The sequence below is a fragment of the Streptomyces sp. NPDC051963 genome (assembly GCF_044593495.1).
Taxonomy (GTDB): Bacteria; Actinomycetota; Actinomycetes; order Streptomycetales; family Streptomycetaceae; genus Streptomyces.
The window spans coordinates 198,843-216,447 of record NZ_JBIUCC010000010.1 but is presented as its reverse complement, the minus strand read 5'-3'; the positions used below and the strand labels follow the sequence as shown (position 1 = coordinate 216,447).

Annotated in this window: 17 protein-coding genes; 2 read left to right on the top strand and 15 right to left on the bottom strand. The window is 69.8% G+C overall.

The genetic code is table 11. The features are described from left to right. Positions 1 to 37: 37 nt before the first annotated feature. Complete coding sequence (pyrR, locus tag ACIHFB_RS37940) at positions 38 to 619, bottom strand: bifunctional pyr operon transcriptional regulator/uracil phosphoribosyltransferase PyrR (protein WP_365282550.1); 582 nt, start codon at positions 617 to 619, stop codon at positions 38 to 40. A 253-nt stretch (positions 620 to 872) separates the two neighbouring features. On the opposite strand from pyrR, the gene bldD reads away from it, so the two are divergent. Further along, positions 873 to 1,376, top strand: coding sequence for a transcriptional regulator BldD (gene bldD / locus ACIHFB_RS37935; protein WP_365282549.1), 504 nt, complete (start codon positions 873 to 875; stop codon positions 1,374 to 1,376). A gap of 160 nt (positions 1,377 to 1,536) precedes the next feature. Here bldD and nusB read toward each other — a convergent pair whose 3' ends face one another. The 13 genes from nusB to ACIHFB_RS37870 form a co-directional block, all read right to left on the bottom strand. Then, positions 1,537 to 1,971 (bottom strand): transcription antitermination factor NusB, encoded by a 435-nt coding sequence (nusB, locus tag ACIHFB_RS37930; protein ID WP_365282548.1) that lies wholly within the window; start codon positions 1,969 to 1,971, stop codon positions 1,537 to 1,539. Between the two features lies 1 nt (position 1,972). After that, positions 1,973 to 2,539 (bottom strand): elongation factor P, encoded by a 567-nt coding sequence (gene efp / locus ACIHFB_RS37925; RefSeq protein ID WP_365282547.1) that lies wholly within the window; start codon positions 2,537 to 2,539, stop codon positions 1,973 to 1,975. A gap of 60 nt (positions 2,540 to 2,599) precedes the next feature. Continuing rightward, positions 2,600 to 3,703: a M24 family metallopeptidase gene (locus ACIHFB_RS37920; RefSeq protein ID WP_400129276.1), complete on the bottom strand. Its 1,104-nt coding sequence runs from the start codon at positions 3,701 to 3,703 to the stop codon at positions 2,600 to 2,602. Positions 3,704 to 3,798: 95 nt separating this feature from the next. Beyond that, positions 3,799 to 4,671, bottom strand: coding sequence for a Pro-rich N-terminal domain-containing protein (locus ACIHFB_RS37915; RefSeq protein WP_365282545.1), 873 nt, complete (start codon positions 4,669 to 4,671; stop codon positions 3,799 to 3,801). 165 nt (positions 4,672 to 4,836) lie between these two features. Then, the gene (gene aroB, locus ACIHFB_RS37910; RefSeq protein WP_365282544.1) at positions 4,837 to 5,928 is read right to left on the bottom strand and encodes a 3-dehydroquinate synthase; all 1,092 of its coding nucleotides are present in this window, start codon (positions 5,926 to 5,928) and stop codon (positions 4,837 to 4,839) included. Beyond that, positions 5,925 to 6,443, bottom strand: a complete 519-nt coding sequence (locus tag ACIHFB_RS37905) for a shikimate kinase (RefSeq protein WP_400129275.1) — start codon at positions 6,441 to 6,443, stop codon at positions 5,925 to 5,927. The genes aroB and ACIHFB_RS37905 overlap by 4 nt, the downstream gene beginning before the upstream one ends. Next, complete coding sequence (aroC, locus tag ACIHFB_RS37900) at positions 6,440 to 7,624, bottom strand: chorismate synthase (protein ID WP_365282542.1); 1,185 nt, start codon at positions 7,622 to 7,624, stop codon at positions 6,440 to 6,442. The genes ACIHFB_RS37905 and aroC overlap by 4 nt, the downstream gene beginning before the upstream one ends. Before the next feature lie 176 nt (positions 7,625 to 7,800). Then, a complete protein-coding gene (locus tag ACIHFB_RS37895; RefSeq protein ID WP_365282541.1) occupies positions 7,801 to 8,640 on the bottom strand; it encodes a shikimate dehydrogenase in 840 nt (279 codons plus the stop codon). A 26-nt stretch (positions 8,641 to 8,666) separates the two neighbouring features. Next, on the bottom strand, positions 8,667 to 10,337 hold the full coding sequence (mltG, locus tag ACIHFB_RS37890; protein WP_400129274.1) for an endolytic transglycosylase MltG: 1,671 nt from the start codon (positions 10,335 to 10,337) through the stop codon (positions 8,667 to 8,669). A gap of 122 nt (positions 10,338 to 10,459) precedes the next feature. After that, positions 10,460 to 10,924 (bottom strand): Holliday junction resolvase RuvX, encoded by a 465-nt coding sequence (gene ruvX / locus ACIHFB_RS37885; RefSeq protein ID WP_365282539.1) that lies wholly within the window; start codon positions 10,922 to 10,924, stop codon positions 10,460 to 10,462. Beyond that, positions 10,924 to 13,596, bottom strand: coding sequence for an alanine--tRNA ligase (alaS, locus tag ACIHFB_RS37880; RefSeq protein WP_365282538.1), 2,673 nt, complete (start codon positions 13,594 to 13,596; stop codon positions 10,924 to 10,926). Before alaS ends, ruvX begins: the two co-directional genes overlap by 1 nt. Continuing rightward, positions 13,596 to 13,946 carry a hypothetical protein gene (locus ACIHFB_RS37875; protein WP_365282537.1) on the bottom strand — a complete coding sequence of 117 codons (351 nt, stop codon included), beginning with the start codon at positions 13,944 to 13,946 and terminating at the stop codon, positions 13,596 to 13,598. The genes alaS and ACIHFB_RS37875 overlap by 1 nt, the downstream gene beginning before the upstream one ends. Before the next feature lie 8 nt (positions 13,947 to 13,954). Next, positions 13,955 to 14,410, bottom strand: coding sequence for a DUF948 domain-containing protein (locus ACIHFB_RS37870; protein WP_365282536.1), 456 nt, complete (start codon positions 14,408 to 14,410; stop codon positions 13,955 to 13,957). 153 nt (positions 14,411 to 14,563) lie between these two features. Here ACIHFB_RS37870 and ACIHFB_RS37865 point away from each other — a divergent pair, with 153 nt between their 5' ends. Continuing rightward, entirely contained in the window at positions 14,564 to 16,708 is a 2,145-nt protein-coding gene (locus tag ACIHFB_RS37865; RefSeq protein WP_400129273.1) for an ATP-binding protein, read from the top strand. 30 nt (positions 16,709 to 16,738) lie between these two features. Here ACIHFB_RS37865 and rpsD read toward each other — a convergent pair whose 3' ends face one another. After that, positions 16,739 to 17,353, bottom strand: coding sequence for a 30S ribosomal protein S4 (gene rpsD, locus ACIHFB_RS37860; protein ID WP_019066381.1), 615 nt, complete (start codon positions 17,351 to 17,353; stop codon positions 16,739 to 16,741). Positions 17,354 to 17,605: the final 252 nt, after the last annotated feature.

Below are 17,605 nucleotides of genomic sequence, written 5' to 3'. Positions count from 1 at the left end.
GCGTGCGCCGGGGCACACGGGGCACGCCGGATGCTTGCTACTGGGTCGGCTTCACACCGAGCAGCACGGTGTCGCGACCGTCCTCCTCGGCGAGCAGGACCTTGACCGTCTCCCGCAGCGACGTGGGGAGGTTCTTGCCGACATAGTCGGCGCGGATGGGCAGTTCGCGGTGGCCCCGGTCGACGAGGACCGCGAGCTGCACGGCGCGCGGACGGCCGATGTCGTTCAACGCGTCGAGCGCGGCGCGGATGGTGCGGCCGGAGAAGAGCACGTCGTCGACGAGGACGACCAGACGGCCGTCGATGCCGTCTGGGGGGATGTCCGTGCGGGCCAGCGCACGCGGCGGATGCATGCGCAGGTCGTCGCGGTACATGGTGATGTCGAGCGAACCGACCGGGATCTTGCGGTCGGTGATCTCCTCGAGCTTGCGGCCGAGCCGCTGGGCCAGGAAGACGCCTCGGGTCGGAATGCCGAGGAGCACCACGTCGTCGGCGCCCTTGGCGCGCTCGACGATCTCGTGGGCGATACGGGTCAACACCCGTGCGATGTCAGGGCCTTCGAGAACGGGCCGGGCATCGGACTGCGGTACGTCCTGCGGTGTGCTCTGCTGCTTGTCCATATGAAAACGGACCCCCTTCTCCGCCTCACGGGACGGACCTTAAAGGACGCCGGAATTGCGCCATCCACGGTAGCAGGCCGGGAGGACACCCCAGATCACCCCCTTGGCGTAATCCGATGCCGTCACCACGGAAGAGTCGGTGTGGACCATTCGGCTTGACGCACAAGAGTCACGCTGCGTAACCTCACAGTGAGTTACCAGCCGCGCGGCGTGGAACCACACCAGTCGCGTCGACACAGTGCCGGGGAGCTATATGTCCAGCGAATACGCCAAACAGCTCGGGGCCAAGCTCCGGGCCATCCGCACCCAGCAGGGCCTTTCCCTCCACGGTGTCGAGGAGAAGTCCCAGGGCCGCTGGAAGGCGGTCGTGGTCGGTTCGTACGAGCGCGGCGACCGTGCCGTGACCGTACAGCGCCTTGCCGAGCTGGCGGATTTCTACGGCGTTCCGGTGCAGGAGCTGCTGCCGGGCACCACTCCGGGCGGCGCCGCCGAGCCGCCGCCGAAGCTGGTCCTGGACCTGGAGCGGCTGGCCCATGTGCCGGCCGAGAAGGCGGGCCCCCTGCAGCGGTATGCGGCCACGATCCAGTCGCAGCGCGGTGACTACAACGGCAAGGTGCTCTCGATCCGCCAGGACGACCTGCGCACACTCGCCGTCATCTACGACCAGTCGCCCTCGGTCCTGACCGAGCAGCTGATCAGCTGGGGCGTCCTGGACGCGGACGCGCGCCGCGCGGTCTCCCACGTCGAGGAGAGCTGACCGCAGCCGCTTCAGCAGAAACGTGCCGCCGGGGTGGCCGGACCTTCATGGTTCCGGCCACCCCGGCGGCTTTCTGCGTCCCTGTCGACGCTCCCGTGGACAGGGACGCCGGAGGGCCCGCAGCGAGACCGCTGCGGGCCCTCCGGCCAATCCGTGCCTCTTACGCCTCATCCCGACGCAACGACGGCTTCAGGTCCTTCAGACGGCCGAGCAGGCCGTTGACGAACGAGGGCGACTCGTCCGTGGAGAACTCCTTGGCCAGCTGCACCATCTCGTCCAGCACGACGGCGTCCGGGGTCTCGTCGATCCAGATCAGCTCGTACGCGCCGAGGCGCAGGATGTTGCGGTCCACGACCGGCATCCGGTCGAGCGTCCAGCCGACCGAGTACTGCGCGATCAGCTCGTCGATGCGCTGTGCGCGCTGCGCATAGCCCTCGACCAGCTGCATCGTGTACTCGCTCACCGGCGGCTGCCGGGTGTCGTCCCGGGAGAGCCGGATCCAGTCCGCGAGGACCGTCAGGACATCGGCGTCGCGCTGGTCGCCCTCGAAGAGGATCTGGAAGGCGCGCTTGCGGGCCGTGTTGCGGGCAGCCAATTTAGCTGTTCACCCGGCCGAGGTAGTCGCTCGTGCGGGTGTCGACCTTGATCTTCTCACCAGTGGTGATGAAGAGCGGGACCTGGATCTGGTGGCCGGTCTCCAGCGTCGCGGGCTTGGTGCCGCCGGTGGAGCGGTCGCCCTGGACGCCGGGCTCGGTCTCCTGGATCACGAGCTCGACGGCGGCGGGCAGCTCGACGAAGAGCACCTCGCCCTCGTGCTGCGCGACGGTGGCCATGAAGCCCTCGATGAGGAAGTTGGCGGCGTCGCCGACGGCCTTCCGGTCCACCATGAGCTGGTCGTACGTCTCCATGTCCATGAAGACGAAGTACTCGCCGTCCATGTACGAGAACTGCATGTCGCGCTTGTCGACAGTGGCCGTCTCGACCTTGACGCCGGCGTTGAAGGTCTTGTCGACGACCTTGCCGGAGAGCACGTTCTTGAGCTTGGTGCGCACGAAGGCCGGGCCCTTGCCGGGCTTGACGTGCTGGAACTCGACGACGGACCAGAGCTGGCCGCCTTCGAGCTTGAGCACAAGGCCGTTCTTGAGGTCGTTCGTGGAAGCCACGGTTGCGGAATCTCCTGGACTGACGTGGACGACCCCGGGGGCAGGCGCACAGCTCATTCGCTAGAGCGCGAGCAGCTCCTTGGTCGTGATGGTGAGTAGCTCGGGTCCGCCGTCCGCCTCGGGGCGTACGACGAGCGTGTCATCGATCCGGACTCCGCCCCGGCCCGGGAGGTGGACCCCCGGTTCGACGGTGACCGGCACGCAAGCGTCCAGTTTACCCATGGCTGCGGGGGCCAGCTGCGGGTCCTCGTCGATTTCGAGCCCGACACCGTGGCCGGTGAGGGGGGCGAGGCCCTGTGTGTAGCCCGCGGAGTCCAGCACCTGACGTGCCGCGCGGTCCACGTCCCGGTAGGCGGCGCCGGGTGCGAGGGACTCCCTTCCGGCGCGCTGAGCGGCGAAGACGAGGTCGTACAGCTCGATCTGCCAGTCCGCGGGGGACGTACCGATCACGAAGGTGCGGCCGATCTCGCAGCGGTAGCCGCGGTACGTCGCTCCGAGGCACACGGAAAGGAAGTCGCCCTCTTCCACCCGGCGGTCCGTCGGCCGGTGGGCCCGGCGGCCGGAGTTCGGTCCGGTGGCGACGGAGGTCGCGAAGGCGGGGCCGTCGGCGCCGTGGTCGACCAGCCGTCGCTCCAGTTCCAGGGCGAGGTGGCGTTCGGTGCGGCCGACGAGGATGGACTCCAGCAGTTCACCGAGGGCCTGGTCGGCGATCTCGGCGCCGATGCGGAGACAGGAGATCTCCTCCTCGTCCTTGACGACCCTGAGCTGCTCGACGGCTCCGCCGAGGTCGGTGAGGCGCAGGCGGGGAGCCACCGAGCGGATGGCACGGTGGCGGGTCACGGTGAGGTGGTGTTCCTCCACGGCGAGGGAGTCGCCGTGAGCTGCCGCGAGGTCGGCCGCGGCCACCACGGGGTCGCCCCCGGCGCCGGGGAGGGAGTGGATCCGCAGCGCCTCGTCGAGACGGCCGTCGGTGGAGCGGTCCTCGGGCGGGCCGACACAGACGAGCTGGTCTTCGGTCCTGCCGAGGAGCAGCACGGAGCCCTGGCGGGCGGCGCCCGCGAGGTAGCGGACGTTTGCGGGGCGGGAGACGAGCGCGGATTGGCTGCCGCCTGCTTGGCAGCGGTCCCTGAGCCTGGCCCGGCGGGCTGCGTACACCTCTGACATGACACGAGCGTAGGAGGCTCGTCTGGTTTGTGCCGGTTGGGAGGGAGCCGTTCGGAGGAGGGGTGGCTCGTGGGTCCGTGTTCGGCTCCCGGTGACTACCAGTTCGGGGGGCTGGCGATCGATCGGGCCAGGACGTCGTCCAGGACCCGTGCCGTTGCCGGTACGTCGAGTTGTGAGTTGTCGATGATCGGCAGACCCGAGCCGTACCAACCCGCCATCCGGCCGTGGATGCGGGCCACCTCCTCGTCGGTGAGGCGGCGGTTGCCCGCGCGTTCGGCGTTGCGCTCCAGGACGATGTCGAGGCCGGGGAGGAGGACGACGGGGAGAAGGCCGGGGCCGACGTGGCGCTTCCAGCCGCCGAGGCCCACGACGGGGCGGTCGGGGAAGACGGCGTCGTCGAGGATGCAGGAGATGCCGTTGGCCAGGAAGTTGCGGGCGGCGAAGCCGCAGGTGCGGCGGGCCAGGCGGTACTGGGCCTCCGAGTGGTCGTTCCACCCGGACTGCGGGTCGGCGAAGCCGGAGCGCACCCATTCGCGTACGTCGTCGAGGCTGATGTGGGCCGTGGGGACCCGCCGGTGGTCCGCCCAGTACTTGGCGACGCTCGTCTTGCCGGCGCCCGCCGGGCCGATGAGCAGCACCGCGAGGGTGGTGGTCGTGGCGTCGGGGACGGCTGCCGCGGCGGGCGGCGCGCTGGGCATGGCGACCGGACCGCCGGGGGGCAGTGGCACATGGCCGGTGGTGTCGGGTGCGGGTGTGTGCTGCGGGACCGTGTGGTGCGGCGCGGGGCCGGGCGGGGGCGGCGCGGTGAAGCCCGGTGCGGGAGGCGGCGGAGGCACGGGCGCCGAGCCCTGGGCGGGTTGCGGCAAAGGCACCGGGGCGGGCCCTTGGTGCGCACCCGGTTGGTGTGCGGCCGGTCCATGCCCCGGCTGGTGGGGCGGCGGCAGCGGAGAACCCACTGCGTGCTGCATCCGGTGCCACTCCATCTCGTACAGGCAATTGGCGCTGGCAGCGGGGCGCGAGCCCCGCTCCCTACCGAACGGTACCGTCCCCGGCCGCCGTTTGGTGAACGGCCGGGGGCGGTGCGAAGTGCCCATGCCCACAAGGCAAATCGGGCGTACGGCGTCCTGGAGGACTTACTCGCCCACTTCGCCGTACGCGGCCAGCAGGACGGCCGGGTCCGGTCCCTCCAGGACGGTGGGCTTGGCCAGTCCGTCGAGGACGATGAAGCGGAGCAGGTCGCCGCGCGACTTCTTGTCGACCTTCATGGTCTGAAGGAGCTTGGGCCACTGGTCGTAGCGGTAGTGCAGCGGGAGACCGACGGATTCCAGGACGGTGCGGTGGCGGTCCGCCGTCGCCTCGTCCAGACGGCCTGCCAGTCGCCCCAGTTCGGCGGCGAAGTGCATGCCCACCGCCACCGCGGCGCCGTGCCGCCACTTGTAGCGCTCGTTCTTCTCGATGGCGTGCGCGAGCGTGTGGCCGTAGTTGAGGATCTCCCGGAGGCCCGACTCCTTCAGGTCGGAGGAGACGACCTCGGCCTTGACCTTGATGGAGCGCTCGATGAGCTCGGCCGTGTGCGGGCCGGCCGGGGTGCGTGCGGCCTGGGGGTCGGCCTCGATGAGTTCCAGGATCACCGGGTCGGCGATGAAGCCGGCCTTGATGATCTCGGCGAGTCCGGAGACGTAGTCGTTGACCGGGAGGGAGTCCAGTGCGGCCAGGTCGCAGAGGACTCCGGCGGGCGGGTGGAAGGCGCCGACGAGGTTCTTGCCCTCGGCGGTGTTGATGCCGGTCTTGCCGCCGACCGCCGCGTCCACCATGGCCAGCACCGTGGTGGGGACGGCGATCCAGCGCACACCGCGCAGCCAGGTCGCCGCGACGAACCCGGCCAGGTCCGTGGTGGAGCCGCCGCCCACGCCGACGACGACGTCGGAGCGGGTGAAGTTGGACTGGCCGAGCGCCTTCCAGCAGTAGGCGGCGACCTCGGCGGTCTTGGCCTCCTCCGCGTTCGGCACCTGGATGGCGACGGCCTCGTAGCCCTGGCCTGCCAGGTCCGCGCGCAGTGCCTCGCCGGTGTCGGCGAGCGCCTCGGGATGGATGACGGCGACCCGCTTGACCCTGTCACCGATCAACCCGCCGAGTTCGCCCAGGAGTTGACGACCCACCAGGACCTCGTACGGATCGCTGCCCGCCGTGCCTCCGACCTGGATCCTGGTCACTGCCTCGCTCATGCTTCTTTCAACTCCAGTGCGTCCAGGACGGCTTGGGTGACTTCCTCGGGCGTACGGCCGTCGGTCGCCACGACCGCCGCGGCGACCTCCGCGTACAGCGAACGGCGGGCCTCCATCAGCTCGCGCCACTGCTTGCGCGGGTTGATGGCGAGCAGCGGGCGGGCCGCGTTCAGGCCGGTGCGCTTGACCGCCTCCTCGACGTCCATCGAGAGATAGACGACACGGTGCCCGGAGAGCAGCGCACGCGTCTCGGGGTCCAGGATCGAGCCGCCGCCGAGGGCGAGGATGCCGTCGTGCTCGGTCAGCGCGGTACGCACCGCCCGCTTCTCGATCGCCCGGAAGACCGGCTCACCCTCATCGACGAAGATCTCCGCGATGGTCCGGCCCTCGGCCGCCACGATGTCGTCGTCGGTGTCCCGGTATCCGACACCGAGCCGCTCGGCGAGCAGCTGCCCGACCGTCGACTTGCCGACCCCCATCGGGCCGACCAGGACCACCGCAGGCACAGCGCTCACCGGATCGCCAGGTTCTCGAGGTACGACTGGACGTTGCGGCGGGTCTCGGCCACGTTGTCGCCGCCGAACTTCTCCGCGACCGCGTCCGCGAGGACGAGGGCGACCATCGCCTCGGCGACGATGCCGGCGGCCGGCACGGCGGAGACGTCGGAGCGCTGGTGGTGGGCCTGAGTGGCCTCGCCGGTGGTCACGTCCACGGTCTGAAGGGCCCGCGGCACGGTCGCGATCGGCTTCATCGCCGCCCGCACCCGCAGCAGCTCACCGGTGGTCAGACCGCCCTCGGTGCCGCCGGAGCGACCGGAGACACGCCTGATGCCCTCGGGCGTGTTCACGATCTCGTCGTGCGCCTTCGAGCCCGGCACCCGGGCCAGCTCGAAGCCGTCGCCGACCTCGACACCCTTGATCGCCTGGATACCCATCAGGGCACCGGCCAGACGGGCGTCCAGCTTGCGGTCCCAGTGCACATGCGAGCCCAGACCCACCGGCACGCCGTACGCCAGGATCTCGACCACACCGCCGAGCGTGTCGCCGTCCTTGTGGGCCTGGTCGATCTCCGCGACCATCGCCTTCGACGCGTCCGCGTCCAGGCAGCGCACCGGGTCCGCGTCCAGCCTCTCCACGTCTGCCGGGGTCGGGTACACGCCGTACGGGGCCTTGGCCGAGGCCAGCTCCACTACGTGGCTGACGATCTCGATGCCCGCCGTCTCCTTCAGGTACGACCGGGCCACCGCGCCCAGCGCCACCCGGGCCGCCGTCTCACGGGCGGAGGCGCGCTCCAGGATCGGCCGGGCCTCGTCGAAGCCGTACTTCTGCATGCCGGCGAGGTCGGCGTGGCCGGGACGCGGCCGGGTCAGCGGCGCGTTGCGCGCGAGCCCCGCAAGGATCTCGGGGTCGACCGGATCGGCCGCCATGACCTGTTCCCACTTCGGCCACTCGGTGTTGCCGACCATGATCGCGACCGGCGAGCCGAGGGTCAGTCCGTGCCGGACGCCGCCGAGGAAGGTGACCTCGTCCCGCTCGAATTTCATCCGGGCACCGCGCCCATAGCCGAGCCGCCGACGCGCCAAGTGGTCCGCCACCATCTCCGTGGTGATCGGCACACCGGCGGGAAGACCCTCCAGTGTCGCGACGAGTGCGGGGCCGTGGGACTCCCCCGCGGTCAGCCAGCGCAACCTGCTCAACGGTGCTCCTCAGTGCTCGCGCCCTGGTACTGCCTTGCGTATGCGCGTCCTCGCATACGGCAACGGCGTGACCAGGTGCGCGGCCCTGGCCCGCCACCTCCGATCCTCCCACGTCCGGGGCACGGGTCCGGCCGCCGGTCCAGCAGGCGGACGGCAATGAACTGCGGGAGCGGATCTCAGTGGGCGTCGAGCATGTGCTCGCCCGCTTTGCGCATGGCGTCCAGGGGCGCCGGGGCGAGCCCCGTCATCTGCTCCACCTGGAGCACGGCCTGGTGCAACAGCAGGTCGAGCCCGCTGACGACGGCCCCGCCGTACGCCGACCAGCGCGCCGCGAGTGCGGTCGGCCACGGGTCGTAGAGGACGTCGAACAGGGCGGCGGGCCGCTCCGGTACGGCGGAGGCGAGAGCGTCGGTCGTACCGGCCGGGGTGGTGGCGATGACCAGCGGACGGTGCAGCGCCTCGGCGGCGTCCGCCCAGTCCGCCGTACGAACCTCGACGTCGAGCCGTCTGCCCCACTGCCGCATCTCGGCGGCACGGGTCTCACTGCGGACGTAGGCGACCACTTCACCGGTGCAGATCCGGGCCAGCACCGCCAGCGCGGAGGATGCGGTCGCGCCGGCGCCGAGGATCGCGGCGGAGTCGACCTGCTCGATCCCGCGCTCGCGCAGTGCGGCGACCATGCCGGGGATGTCGGTGTTGTCGCCGAGACGGCGGCCGTCCTCGGTGAACACAACGGTGTTGACGGCCTCGACCGAGGCGGCCGTCTCGCTGATCTCGTCGAGCAGCGGGATGACCGCCCGTTTCAGCGGCATGGTCAGTGACAGTCCGGCCCACTCCGGCCCGAGGCCCCTGACGAACCCGGGCAGGGTCGCCTCGTCGATCTCGAACCGGTCGTACGACCAGCCGGTCAGCCCCAGTGCCTCATAAGCGGCGCGGTGCAGCACCGGGGACAAGGAGTGGGCGATGGGCGAACCGAGTACGGCGGCCCGACGGGCGTCAGTTGCCCGAGCTGTCATTGAACCTGTCCTTGATTACTCGAACCTCAGTCGCCGTTCCTCGACGCGTTGAACTCGTCGACCAGCTTCTCGTGCTCCGCGAGCGTCTTCGTGAACTTGCTGGTCTTGCCGTCCAGCGAGATGAAGTAGTACCAGCCGTCGTCCGTCGGGTTGAGCGCACCCTTGAGTGCTTCCTCGCCGGGGTTGTCGATGGGGCCGGGCGGCAGCCCCTTGACGTAGTACGTGTTGTACGGATTGTTGTACTGCTTCAGCTCGGCGATCGTCAGGTCGATCTTGCTCTGGTTCTTCACGTAGTTGTACGTGGAGTCGAACTCCAGGGCACCGTACGTCTGCGGGTTCCCGGTCTTGAGGCGGTTGTAGACGACCTCGGCCATCTTGCGGAAGTCGTCATGGCTGGTGCCCTCGGCCTGCGCCAGGCTCGCCACCGTGAGCAGTTGCCAGGGGCCGTCGAGACCCAGGGTCTCGGCCTTCTTCTCCAGGCCGAGCTCTTCGTAGGTGTCGTTGGCCCGGGAGACCATCTCCTTCAGGATGGTCTCCGGCTTCTGTCCCTTGCTGACCGCGTAGCTGGAGGGGTAGAGGAACCCTTCCAGCGGATCCTTCAGGTTCGGGTGGTTCAACGCCCAGTCGGGCAGCCCGAGGTCCTTGTACTTCGCCTTCGCGGCCTTCGCCGTGGTGCCGCTCGCCACTCCGAGGCGCTTGTCGATCTCCCCGTAGATCCTCGTGTTGCGCGAGCCCTCGGCGATGATCAGGTTGTTCTGGCTCTTGGGGTCGAGCATCAGCTCGACGGCGCTTGCGGCGGACATCTCCTTCTTCAGCAGGTAGGCGCCCGCCTGGATCTTGTCCCCGTCGGGATTCTGCTGCTGAGCGGAGATGAACGCGTCGACGCTCTTCACGACACCGGCCGCTTTCAGCCGACGCCCGATCTCGGATCCGAACGCGCCCTTGGGGATCTCAACGGTCACCGACTCGCCCGTGCCGTCACCCGCGTAGTCCGGGGCCGCGCCGAAACGATCCTGGTAGAACTGGTAGCCGAAGTACCCGACACCGGCCAGACCGCCGCCGAAGACAAGGACGACCACCAGACAGGCGCACCCGCTGCGGCGCTTCTTGGGCTTGCCGCCCCTGCCGCGCCGGTCGCCGCGTCCGCCGCCGTCCCCGGGCTCGTCGGAGTCGTCGTCATCGTCGCCGCCCGCGAAGAAGGCATGCTCGCCCTGGTCAGGGCCGGGGTCCCAGTCGGTCCGCGGCTCCGGCTCCTCACGTCTTCGGCTCGGTGGCTCCGGCGGCGGGTACGCGTCCGGTGTGCCGTAGTAGTCGGGCTGCTGTCCGTCGTAGTCCACGGCCTGCTGGCCGTACGGGTCCGCCGGGTCGGGGTACGGGGCCTGCGCGTGTGTGCCGGTGGGCCAGCCGTTCTCGTCGTACTGCTGGTGCCCCTGGCCGTCGTACTGCTGCTGGTTGTACTGCTGCTGCTGGAACTGCTGCGCCTGACCGTATCCGGCCTGGTCACCGGTGCCCCAGTCGCCGTACTGCGGCTGCTGCGGCTGCGGCTGCTGCTGCTGCGGATAGTGCTGCGGCTGGCCGCCGTAGGCAGGCTGCTGACCCGAGTGGGCCTGCTGCTGCCCTTCCCATCCGCCGTCCCCGAACAACGGGTCCTCCGGATGCCACGGTTCGGAGCCTTGGCCCCGGCCATACTCAGTCATCGATCCCCTAGAGCCGCGAGGCGGCGGTCGCGCAGCTGTTCGGCTCGGCTACCGTCCCGCCTCTCTTTGTGCGGTGGCTGTTCGAACACCGCCGCATCGCGCGGAACGTTACCGTATCGCGATCAGATGACCACTTCGACGCCCTCGCCCGGGGCTTTACCTGACACCCGTTCGGATTCGAGTGCCTGCTGAAGGATAATCACAGCGGCGGCCTGGTCGATGACGGACCGGCCCTTCTTCGACTTCACTCCCGAGGCGCGCAGCCCCTGACTGGCCGTCACCGTGGTCATACGTTCGTCCACGAGTCTGACAGGTACGGGCGCGATCCCCTTGGCCAGGTCCTGGGTGAAGGCGCGGACCTTGACGGCGGCCGGGCCCTCGCCCCCCTTGAGGGAGCGAGGGAGACCGACGACGACCTCGATCGGCTCGTACTCCTCGACCAGTTGCTTCAGCCGGCGGTGGGCGGCCGGGATGTCACGTCCCGGGACCGTCTCCACCGGTGTGGCGAGGATCCCGTCGGGGTCGCACGAGGCGACCCCGATACGGGCGTCCCCGACGTCGATCGCGAGTCGACGTCCCCTTCTCATCACTTGGCCGTTTCCGCCACAAGGCGCTCGACGGCGTCGACGGCCTCACCGATGGCGGCCGGGTTCTGGCCGCCGCCCTGGGCGACGTCCGGCTTGCCGCCACCGCCGCCGCCGAGGGTCTTGGCGGCCGTACGGACCAGGTCACCGGCCTTGAGGCCGCGCTCGCGGGCGGCCTCGTTGGTGGCGATGACCGTCAGCGGCTTGCCGTTGACCGTCGTGAACAGGGCCACCACGACGGCCCGTCCGCCCTGGATGCGGCCGCGTACATCGAGGACCAGCTTGCGCAGGTCGTCGGCGGTCGTGCCGTCCGGGACCTGACCGGTCACGACGGCGATGCCGCGTACGTCCCTGGCGGACTCGGCGAGACCGGCGGCGGCCTGGAGCACCTTCTCGGCGCGGAACTTCTCGATCTCCTTCTCGGCGTCCTTCAGCTTGCCGAGCATGGCGGAGACCTTCTCCGGGAGTTCCTCCGGGCGGCCCTTGATCAGTTCCTGGAGCTGGGCGACAACCGTGTGCTCACGGGCCAGGAAGTTGTAGGCGTCCACACCGACCAGGGCCTCGATACGACGGACACCCGAGCCGATCGACGATTCGCCGAGCAGCTTCACCAGGCCCAGCTGGGCGGTGTTGTGGACGTGCGTGCCGCCGCACAGCTCCTTGGAGAAGTCGCCGATGGTGACGACGCGGACCCGCTCGCCGTACTTCTCCCCGAACTCGGCGATGGCGCCCTGCTTCTTGGCCTCGTCGATGCCCATGACGTCGGCGCGGACGTCGAGGTCGCGGGCGAGCACCTCGTTGATCTTCTGCTCGACGTCGGTCATCACGGCCGTGGGAACGGCGGACGGGGAACCGAAGTCGAAGCGGAAGCGGCCGGGCTGGTTCTCGGAACCGGCCTGGGCGGCCGTCGGGCCGAGGGCGTCGCGCAGGGCCTGGTGGGTGAGGTGCGTGGCCGAGTGGGCGCGGGCGATGGCGGTGCGGCGCCGGTCGTCGATCGAGGCCTGGGCCTTGGCGCCCACGGTGACCTCGCCGACCTGGACGACGCCCTTGTGGACGTACACCCCCGGGACCGGCTTCTGGCAGTCGCGGACCTCGATGACGGCGCCGGTGTCGACCTTGATGCGACCGGTGTCACCGATCTGGCCGCCGCCCTCGGCGTAGAACGGGGTGCGGTCGAGGACGATCTCGACCTCGTCGCCCTCGGTGGCGGCGGGCGAGGAGAGTCCGTCGACGAGGATGCCGACGACCGTGGACTCGCCCTCGGTGTCGGTGTAGCCGATGAACTCGGTCTCACCGGCGGCGTCGGCGATCTCGCGGTAGGCGCCCATGTCGGCGTGACCGGTCTTCTTGGCCCGGGCGTCGGCCTTGGCGCGCTCCCGCTGTTCCTTCATCAGCCGGCGGAAGCCGTCCTCGTCCACGGAGAGGCCCTGCTCGGCGGCCATCTCCAGGGTGAGGTCGATCGGGAAGCCCCAGGTGTCGTGGAGCAGGAACGCCTTGTCGCCGGTGAGGACCGTGCCGCCGGCGGCCTTGGTCTCGGTGACGGCGGTGTCGAGGATGTTGGTGCCGGACTTGAGCGTCTTGAGGAAGGCGTTCTCCTCGGCGAGGGCGACCTTCTCGATGCGCTCCCGGTCGGTGATGAGCTCGGGGTACTGCTGGCCCATCATCTCGATGACCGTGTCGATCAGGTCCTTGACGACCGGACCGGTGGCGCCGAGGAGGCGCATGTTGCGGATGGCACGGCGCATGATGCGGCGCAGGACGTAGCCGCGGCCCTCGTTGCCGGGCGAGACGCCGTCGCCGATCAGCATCACGGACGTACGCATGTGGTCGGTGACCACGCGCAGCGAGACGTCCGAGTCATGGGCCTGGCCGTACTCGACGCCGGTCAGTTCGGTGGCCTTCTTGATGACGGCCATGGAGGTGTCGATCTCGTACATGTTCTGCACGCCCTGCAGAATCATGGCGAGCCGCTCCATGCCGAGGCCCGTGTCGATGTTCTGGCTCGGCAGGTCGCCGAGGATCTCGAAGTCCTCCTTCGAGGTGCCCTCGCCGCGCTCGTACTGCATGAAGACGAGGTTCCAGATCTCCACGTACCGCTCGTCGTTGACGGCCGGGCCGCCCTCGACGCCGAACTCGGGGCCGCGGTCGTAGTTGATCTCGGAACACGGGCCGCAGGGGCCCGGGACGCCCATGGACCAGTAGTTGTCCTTCTTGCCGAGGCGCTGGATTCGCTCCTTGGGCACACCGACGACGTCGTGCCAGATGCGCTCGGCCTCGTCGTCCTCCAGGTACACGGTGATCCAGAGCTTCTCCGGCTCCAGGCCGTAACCGCCCTTGTCCTGGGGGCTGGTGAGCAGCTCCCAGGCGTACTTGATGGCGCCTTCCTTGAAGTAGTCGCCGAAGGAGAAGTTGCCGCACATCTGGAAGAACGTGCCGTGCCGCGTGGTCTTGCCGACCTCTTCGATGTCGGGCGTGCGCACGCACTTCTGCACGCTCGTGGCGCGGGCGTACGGCGGCTTGACCTCGCCGAGGAAGTAGGGCTTGAAGGGCACCATGCCGGCCGGGACGAGGAGCAGAGTCGGGTCGTCCGCGATGAGCGACGCCGAAGGGACGACGGTGTGACCGCGCTCCTCGAAGAAGCTCAACCAGCGGCGGCGGATTTCAGCCGACTCCATCAGTGGTCCTCATTCCGGTTGTACGAGTGCCTCGTCCTGTCGCTGTCGACGGACTTCGGATTGTTGCGGTTCTCGATGGCGGCGAAGCGCCGGGGTGCGGGGAGTTCGGGGTTCTCGTTGATCCCCAGCGCATCCCCCAGCTCGGCCTCACGCTGGGCCATGCCGTCACGGACGTCGAGCGCGAAGCCCACCGCACGGTCCTTGAGCCGGTGACCGGCGTCGAGCGCCTTGTTGGCCGCGGTCGCGGCGAGGCTCTCGGGAGTCAGCTGCTTCAGCTTGCGGTTGACCTTGGTGGTGGCCCACACACCGGCGGCGACGCCCGTGCTGAACCAGAACGTACGGCGGAACATCGGTTTCCTCAGTCCTTCTTGGTCCGGTTGTTCCACTTCGCCCGCCGCGCGGTCGGGACGGTGCGGCCCACGATCACGGTGCGCCGGGGCTCCTTCGCGGGCGCGTCGTCCTTGCGGCCGCCGATGGCCCGGCGCACGCCGTAGCCGAAGGCCGCGACCTTGACCAGGGGGCCGCCGAAGGTGGAGGCGACGGTGGTCGAGAGCGCGGACGCGTTCGACGTGACCTCCTGGACGTCCGAGGCGATCGAGTCGACCCGGTCGATCTGGGTCTGCGCGGAGCGCACCGCCGCGGAGGCGTCTGCCAGGAGCGGGACGGCCTGATCGGTCACGTCCGCGACGAGCTTGGTGGTCGTCTTGAGCGTCTGGGCCAGCCTCACCAGTGCGACGGCGAGGAAGGAGACCAGGATCGCCCAGAAGACGGCCACCAGGATCCCGGCCACCTCTCCACCGGACACTGTGTGCACCCGCTCCCTGAAACGTGCCTCTACATCGAAAAAGTCGTGGGTCGAGCCTATCGCGCCGGGCATGCCGCTCCGTACCGGATTACGGCCCGTGTGGACGTGAGTTGCGCGAAGCGATTGTACGGACTGAATACGGTTCAGTACGCTCCGTGTTCTGTGTGCACCTATCAGCCGGGCGACGCGGCCGGCCGCGGAAATCTGCCGCCGGCACTCGACGCGTTCGTGGGCCGCACGGCCGAACTCGCCGATCTGGCCCGGATGCTCGATGCCTCACGGCTGGTGACGGTGACGGGTGTCGGCGGGGTCGGCAAGTCGCGGCTGGCGGCGCAGGCGGCCGCCCGGTTCGCGGCCCCGGACGGTGTCTGGCGGGTCGAGCTGGCGCCGGTACGCGATCCGGACTTCGTCGACCATGCCGTCGTGGAGGCGCTGGGGCTGACCGACCACACCACGCGTACGCCGCGCGAAACGCTGCTCGCGCATCTTGCGGTACGTCAACTCCTGCTGGTCGTCGACGGGTTCGAGCATCTCGTGGACGCGTGCGCGGAGCTGGTGGCCGATCTGCTGCGGCGGGCGCCGGGGCTCAGGGTGCTCGCCGTGGGCCGCAGACCGCTGGCCGTTGCGGGCGAGCGGGTGCTGCCGCTGGCGCCGCTGGGCGAGGACGAGGCCGTCGAGCTGTTCGTCGAGCGGGCCGCGTTCGCGGTGCGTGACGATCCGGACGTACGGGAGCTCTGCCGGCGTCTGGACGGGATCCCGCTGGCGATCGAGCTGGCGGCGGGGCGGCTGCGGGCGCTGTCTCCGGGGCAGGTGCTGGAGCGGCTCGACGACCGGTTCCGGCTGCTGACCGGCGGCTGCCGGGATGCTCCGCCACGCCATCAGACGCTGCGCACGGCGATCGGCTGGAGCCATGAACTGTGCACGCCCGAGGAGCGGTTGCTGTGGTCGCGTCTCTCGGTGTTCGCCGGACAGTTCGACCTGGAGGCCGTCGAGTACGTGTGCAGCGGCGAGGGCCTGCACGCCGACGACGTCCTCGACACCCTCACGGAGCTGATCAACCAGTCCGTCGTCGTACGCGAGGAGACGGCGACCGGCGTGCGCTACCGGATGCTGGACACGGTCCGGGCGTACGGCGCGGAGTGGCTGGAGGCGACCGGGGACGCCGACCGGCTGCGGCGGCGGCACCGCGACTGGTACATCGGCCTGGCGACGTGGTGCGAGCTCGACTGGTTCTCGCCGCGTCAGGGCGAGGTGGCCGCGCGCGTCGAGGCGGAGCTGCCGAATCTGCGCTCCGCCCTGGAGCACTGTCTGGGCGAACCGGACGACGTGCATCTGGGCCAGTACCTGGCGGGCTCGCTGTGGTTCTGCTGGGCGGGCTGCGGCCGGCTGTCGGAGGGGCGGCACTGGCTGGAGCAGGCGGTCCAACTGGACTCGGACCACGAGCAGTCCCGGCTGAAGGCACTGTGGGTGCTCGGTTACGTGGCGATCCTCCAGGGCGACACCGTGCCCGCGCTGGCCGCGCTCCAGGAGTGCCGGGAGGAGGCGGAGCGCGCCGCGCATCCCACCGCAGTGGCGTACGCCGAACATCGCACCGGCTGCCTCGCCCTGGTCACGGACGACATGGAGCGGGCGGAGACGCTGCTGCGCTCGGCGCTGGACCGCTACCAGGAGATCGGCGAGCTCAACAGCAATGTGCTGATGGGCCAGGTCGAGCTGGCGATGACACGGGCGTTCCAGGGCGATCTGCCGGACGCCGTACGGCTGTGCGAGGACGTCCGCCGGGTCTGCGAGGACCACGGCGAGCGATGGGCCGGGGCGTATGCCCTGTACGTCCTCGGGTACGCGGCCTGGAGCGACGGTGATCTGGCGCGGGCCCGCGGTCTGCTCACGGAATGCCTGGGCAGCGCCCACACCTTCCGCGATCTGCTGGGCTCGGTGCTGACGATCGAACTGCTGGCCCTGGTCACCGCTTCCGACGGCGATCCGGCGGAGGCGGCGGTGCTGCAGGGCGCGGCGGCCGGCATGTGGCCCTCGGTGGGCCTGCGGCTGTTCGGCTCGGCCCACTACAACGCGCCGCACCAGCTGTGCGAGGCGATGACCCGGGAGGACCTCGGCGACCGGCGCTACGAGGAGTGCGTACGGGACGGTGCCCGGCTCGGCCGGGAGGCCGCGGTGAACCGGGCGCTCGGACGGTCCCTGCCCGCCCTGCCGACGCCGCGTGGTCCGGCACGGCACGGGCGAGAAGCCTCGGACATGCGCAAGCCCGCCGCCTCGCCCACCCCGAAGGGCGGGGAGACGGCGGGCTGACACGCAGGTGGTGCTACGTCCGTTGAGTGATCAGCGGGCGTAGTACTCGACGACGAGCTGCTCGTCGCAGATCACCGGGATCTCCTTGCGGTTCGGCTCGCGGTCCAGGCGGAACGCCAGGGCGCCGAGGTTCACCTGGAGGTAGCGCGGGGTCTCGCCGTCGGGGGCGAAGCCACCGGCGCGGGAGACCTCGAACAGCGTCTTGCTGCGGCTGCGCTCGCGGACCATCACGACGTCGTCGGGCTTGACGCGGAAGGACGGCTTGTCGACCTTCTGGCCGTTGACCTCGATGTGGCCGTGGACGACCATCTGGCGGGCCTGATAGATCGTGCGGGCGATGCCCGAACGCAGGACCAGCGCGTCGAGACGACGCTCCAGCTCGATGATCAGGGCCTCACCGGTCTTGCCCTGGACCTTGGAGGCACGCTCGTAGGCGCGGACGAGCTGCCGCTCGGACACGTCGTACTGCGCGCGCAGACGCTGCTTCTCCAGCAGACGGACCTTGTAGTCCGAGTTCTGCTTGCGGCCACGACCGTGCTCACCCGGCGGGTAGGGGCGGGCCTCGAAGTACTTGACGGCCTTCGGGGTCAGCGCGATGCCGAGGGCACGCGACTTCTTGACCTTGGGGCGGGACTGATTCGCCACTTCTTTTCCTTTTCCTTTTCGGCTGCCTCAGGGTTACGGGAGGTCGCATCCGCAGCCGGGGAAATCCCGACAGGTCCCGAGGGACTTGTCAGGCAGCCGTTCCCCTGGTCTGGGCACATACGTGCAGCACACGAACGGCCCACCGACCGGTCCCGGAACCCCGGGTGGTGGTGGGCTGCCCGCGACACCTACGAAGGTGCGCGACGCTCCTGGATCAAAAGATCCGGCTGGATGTCCCGCCTGAGGCGCCGA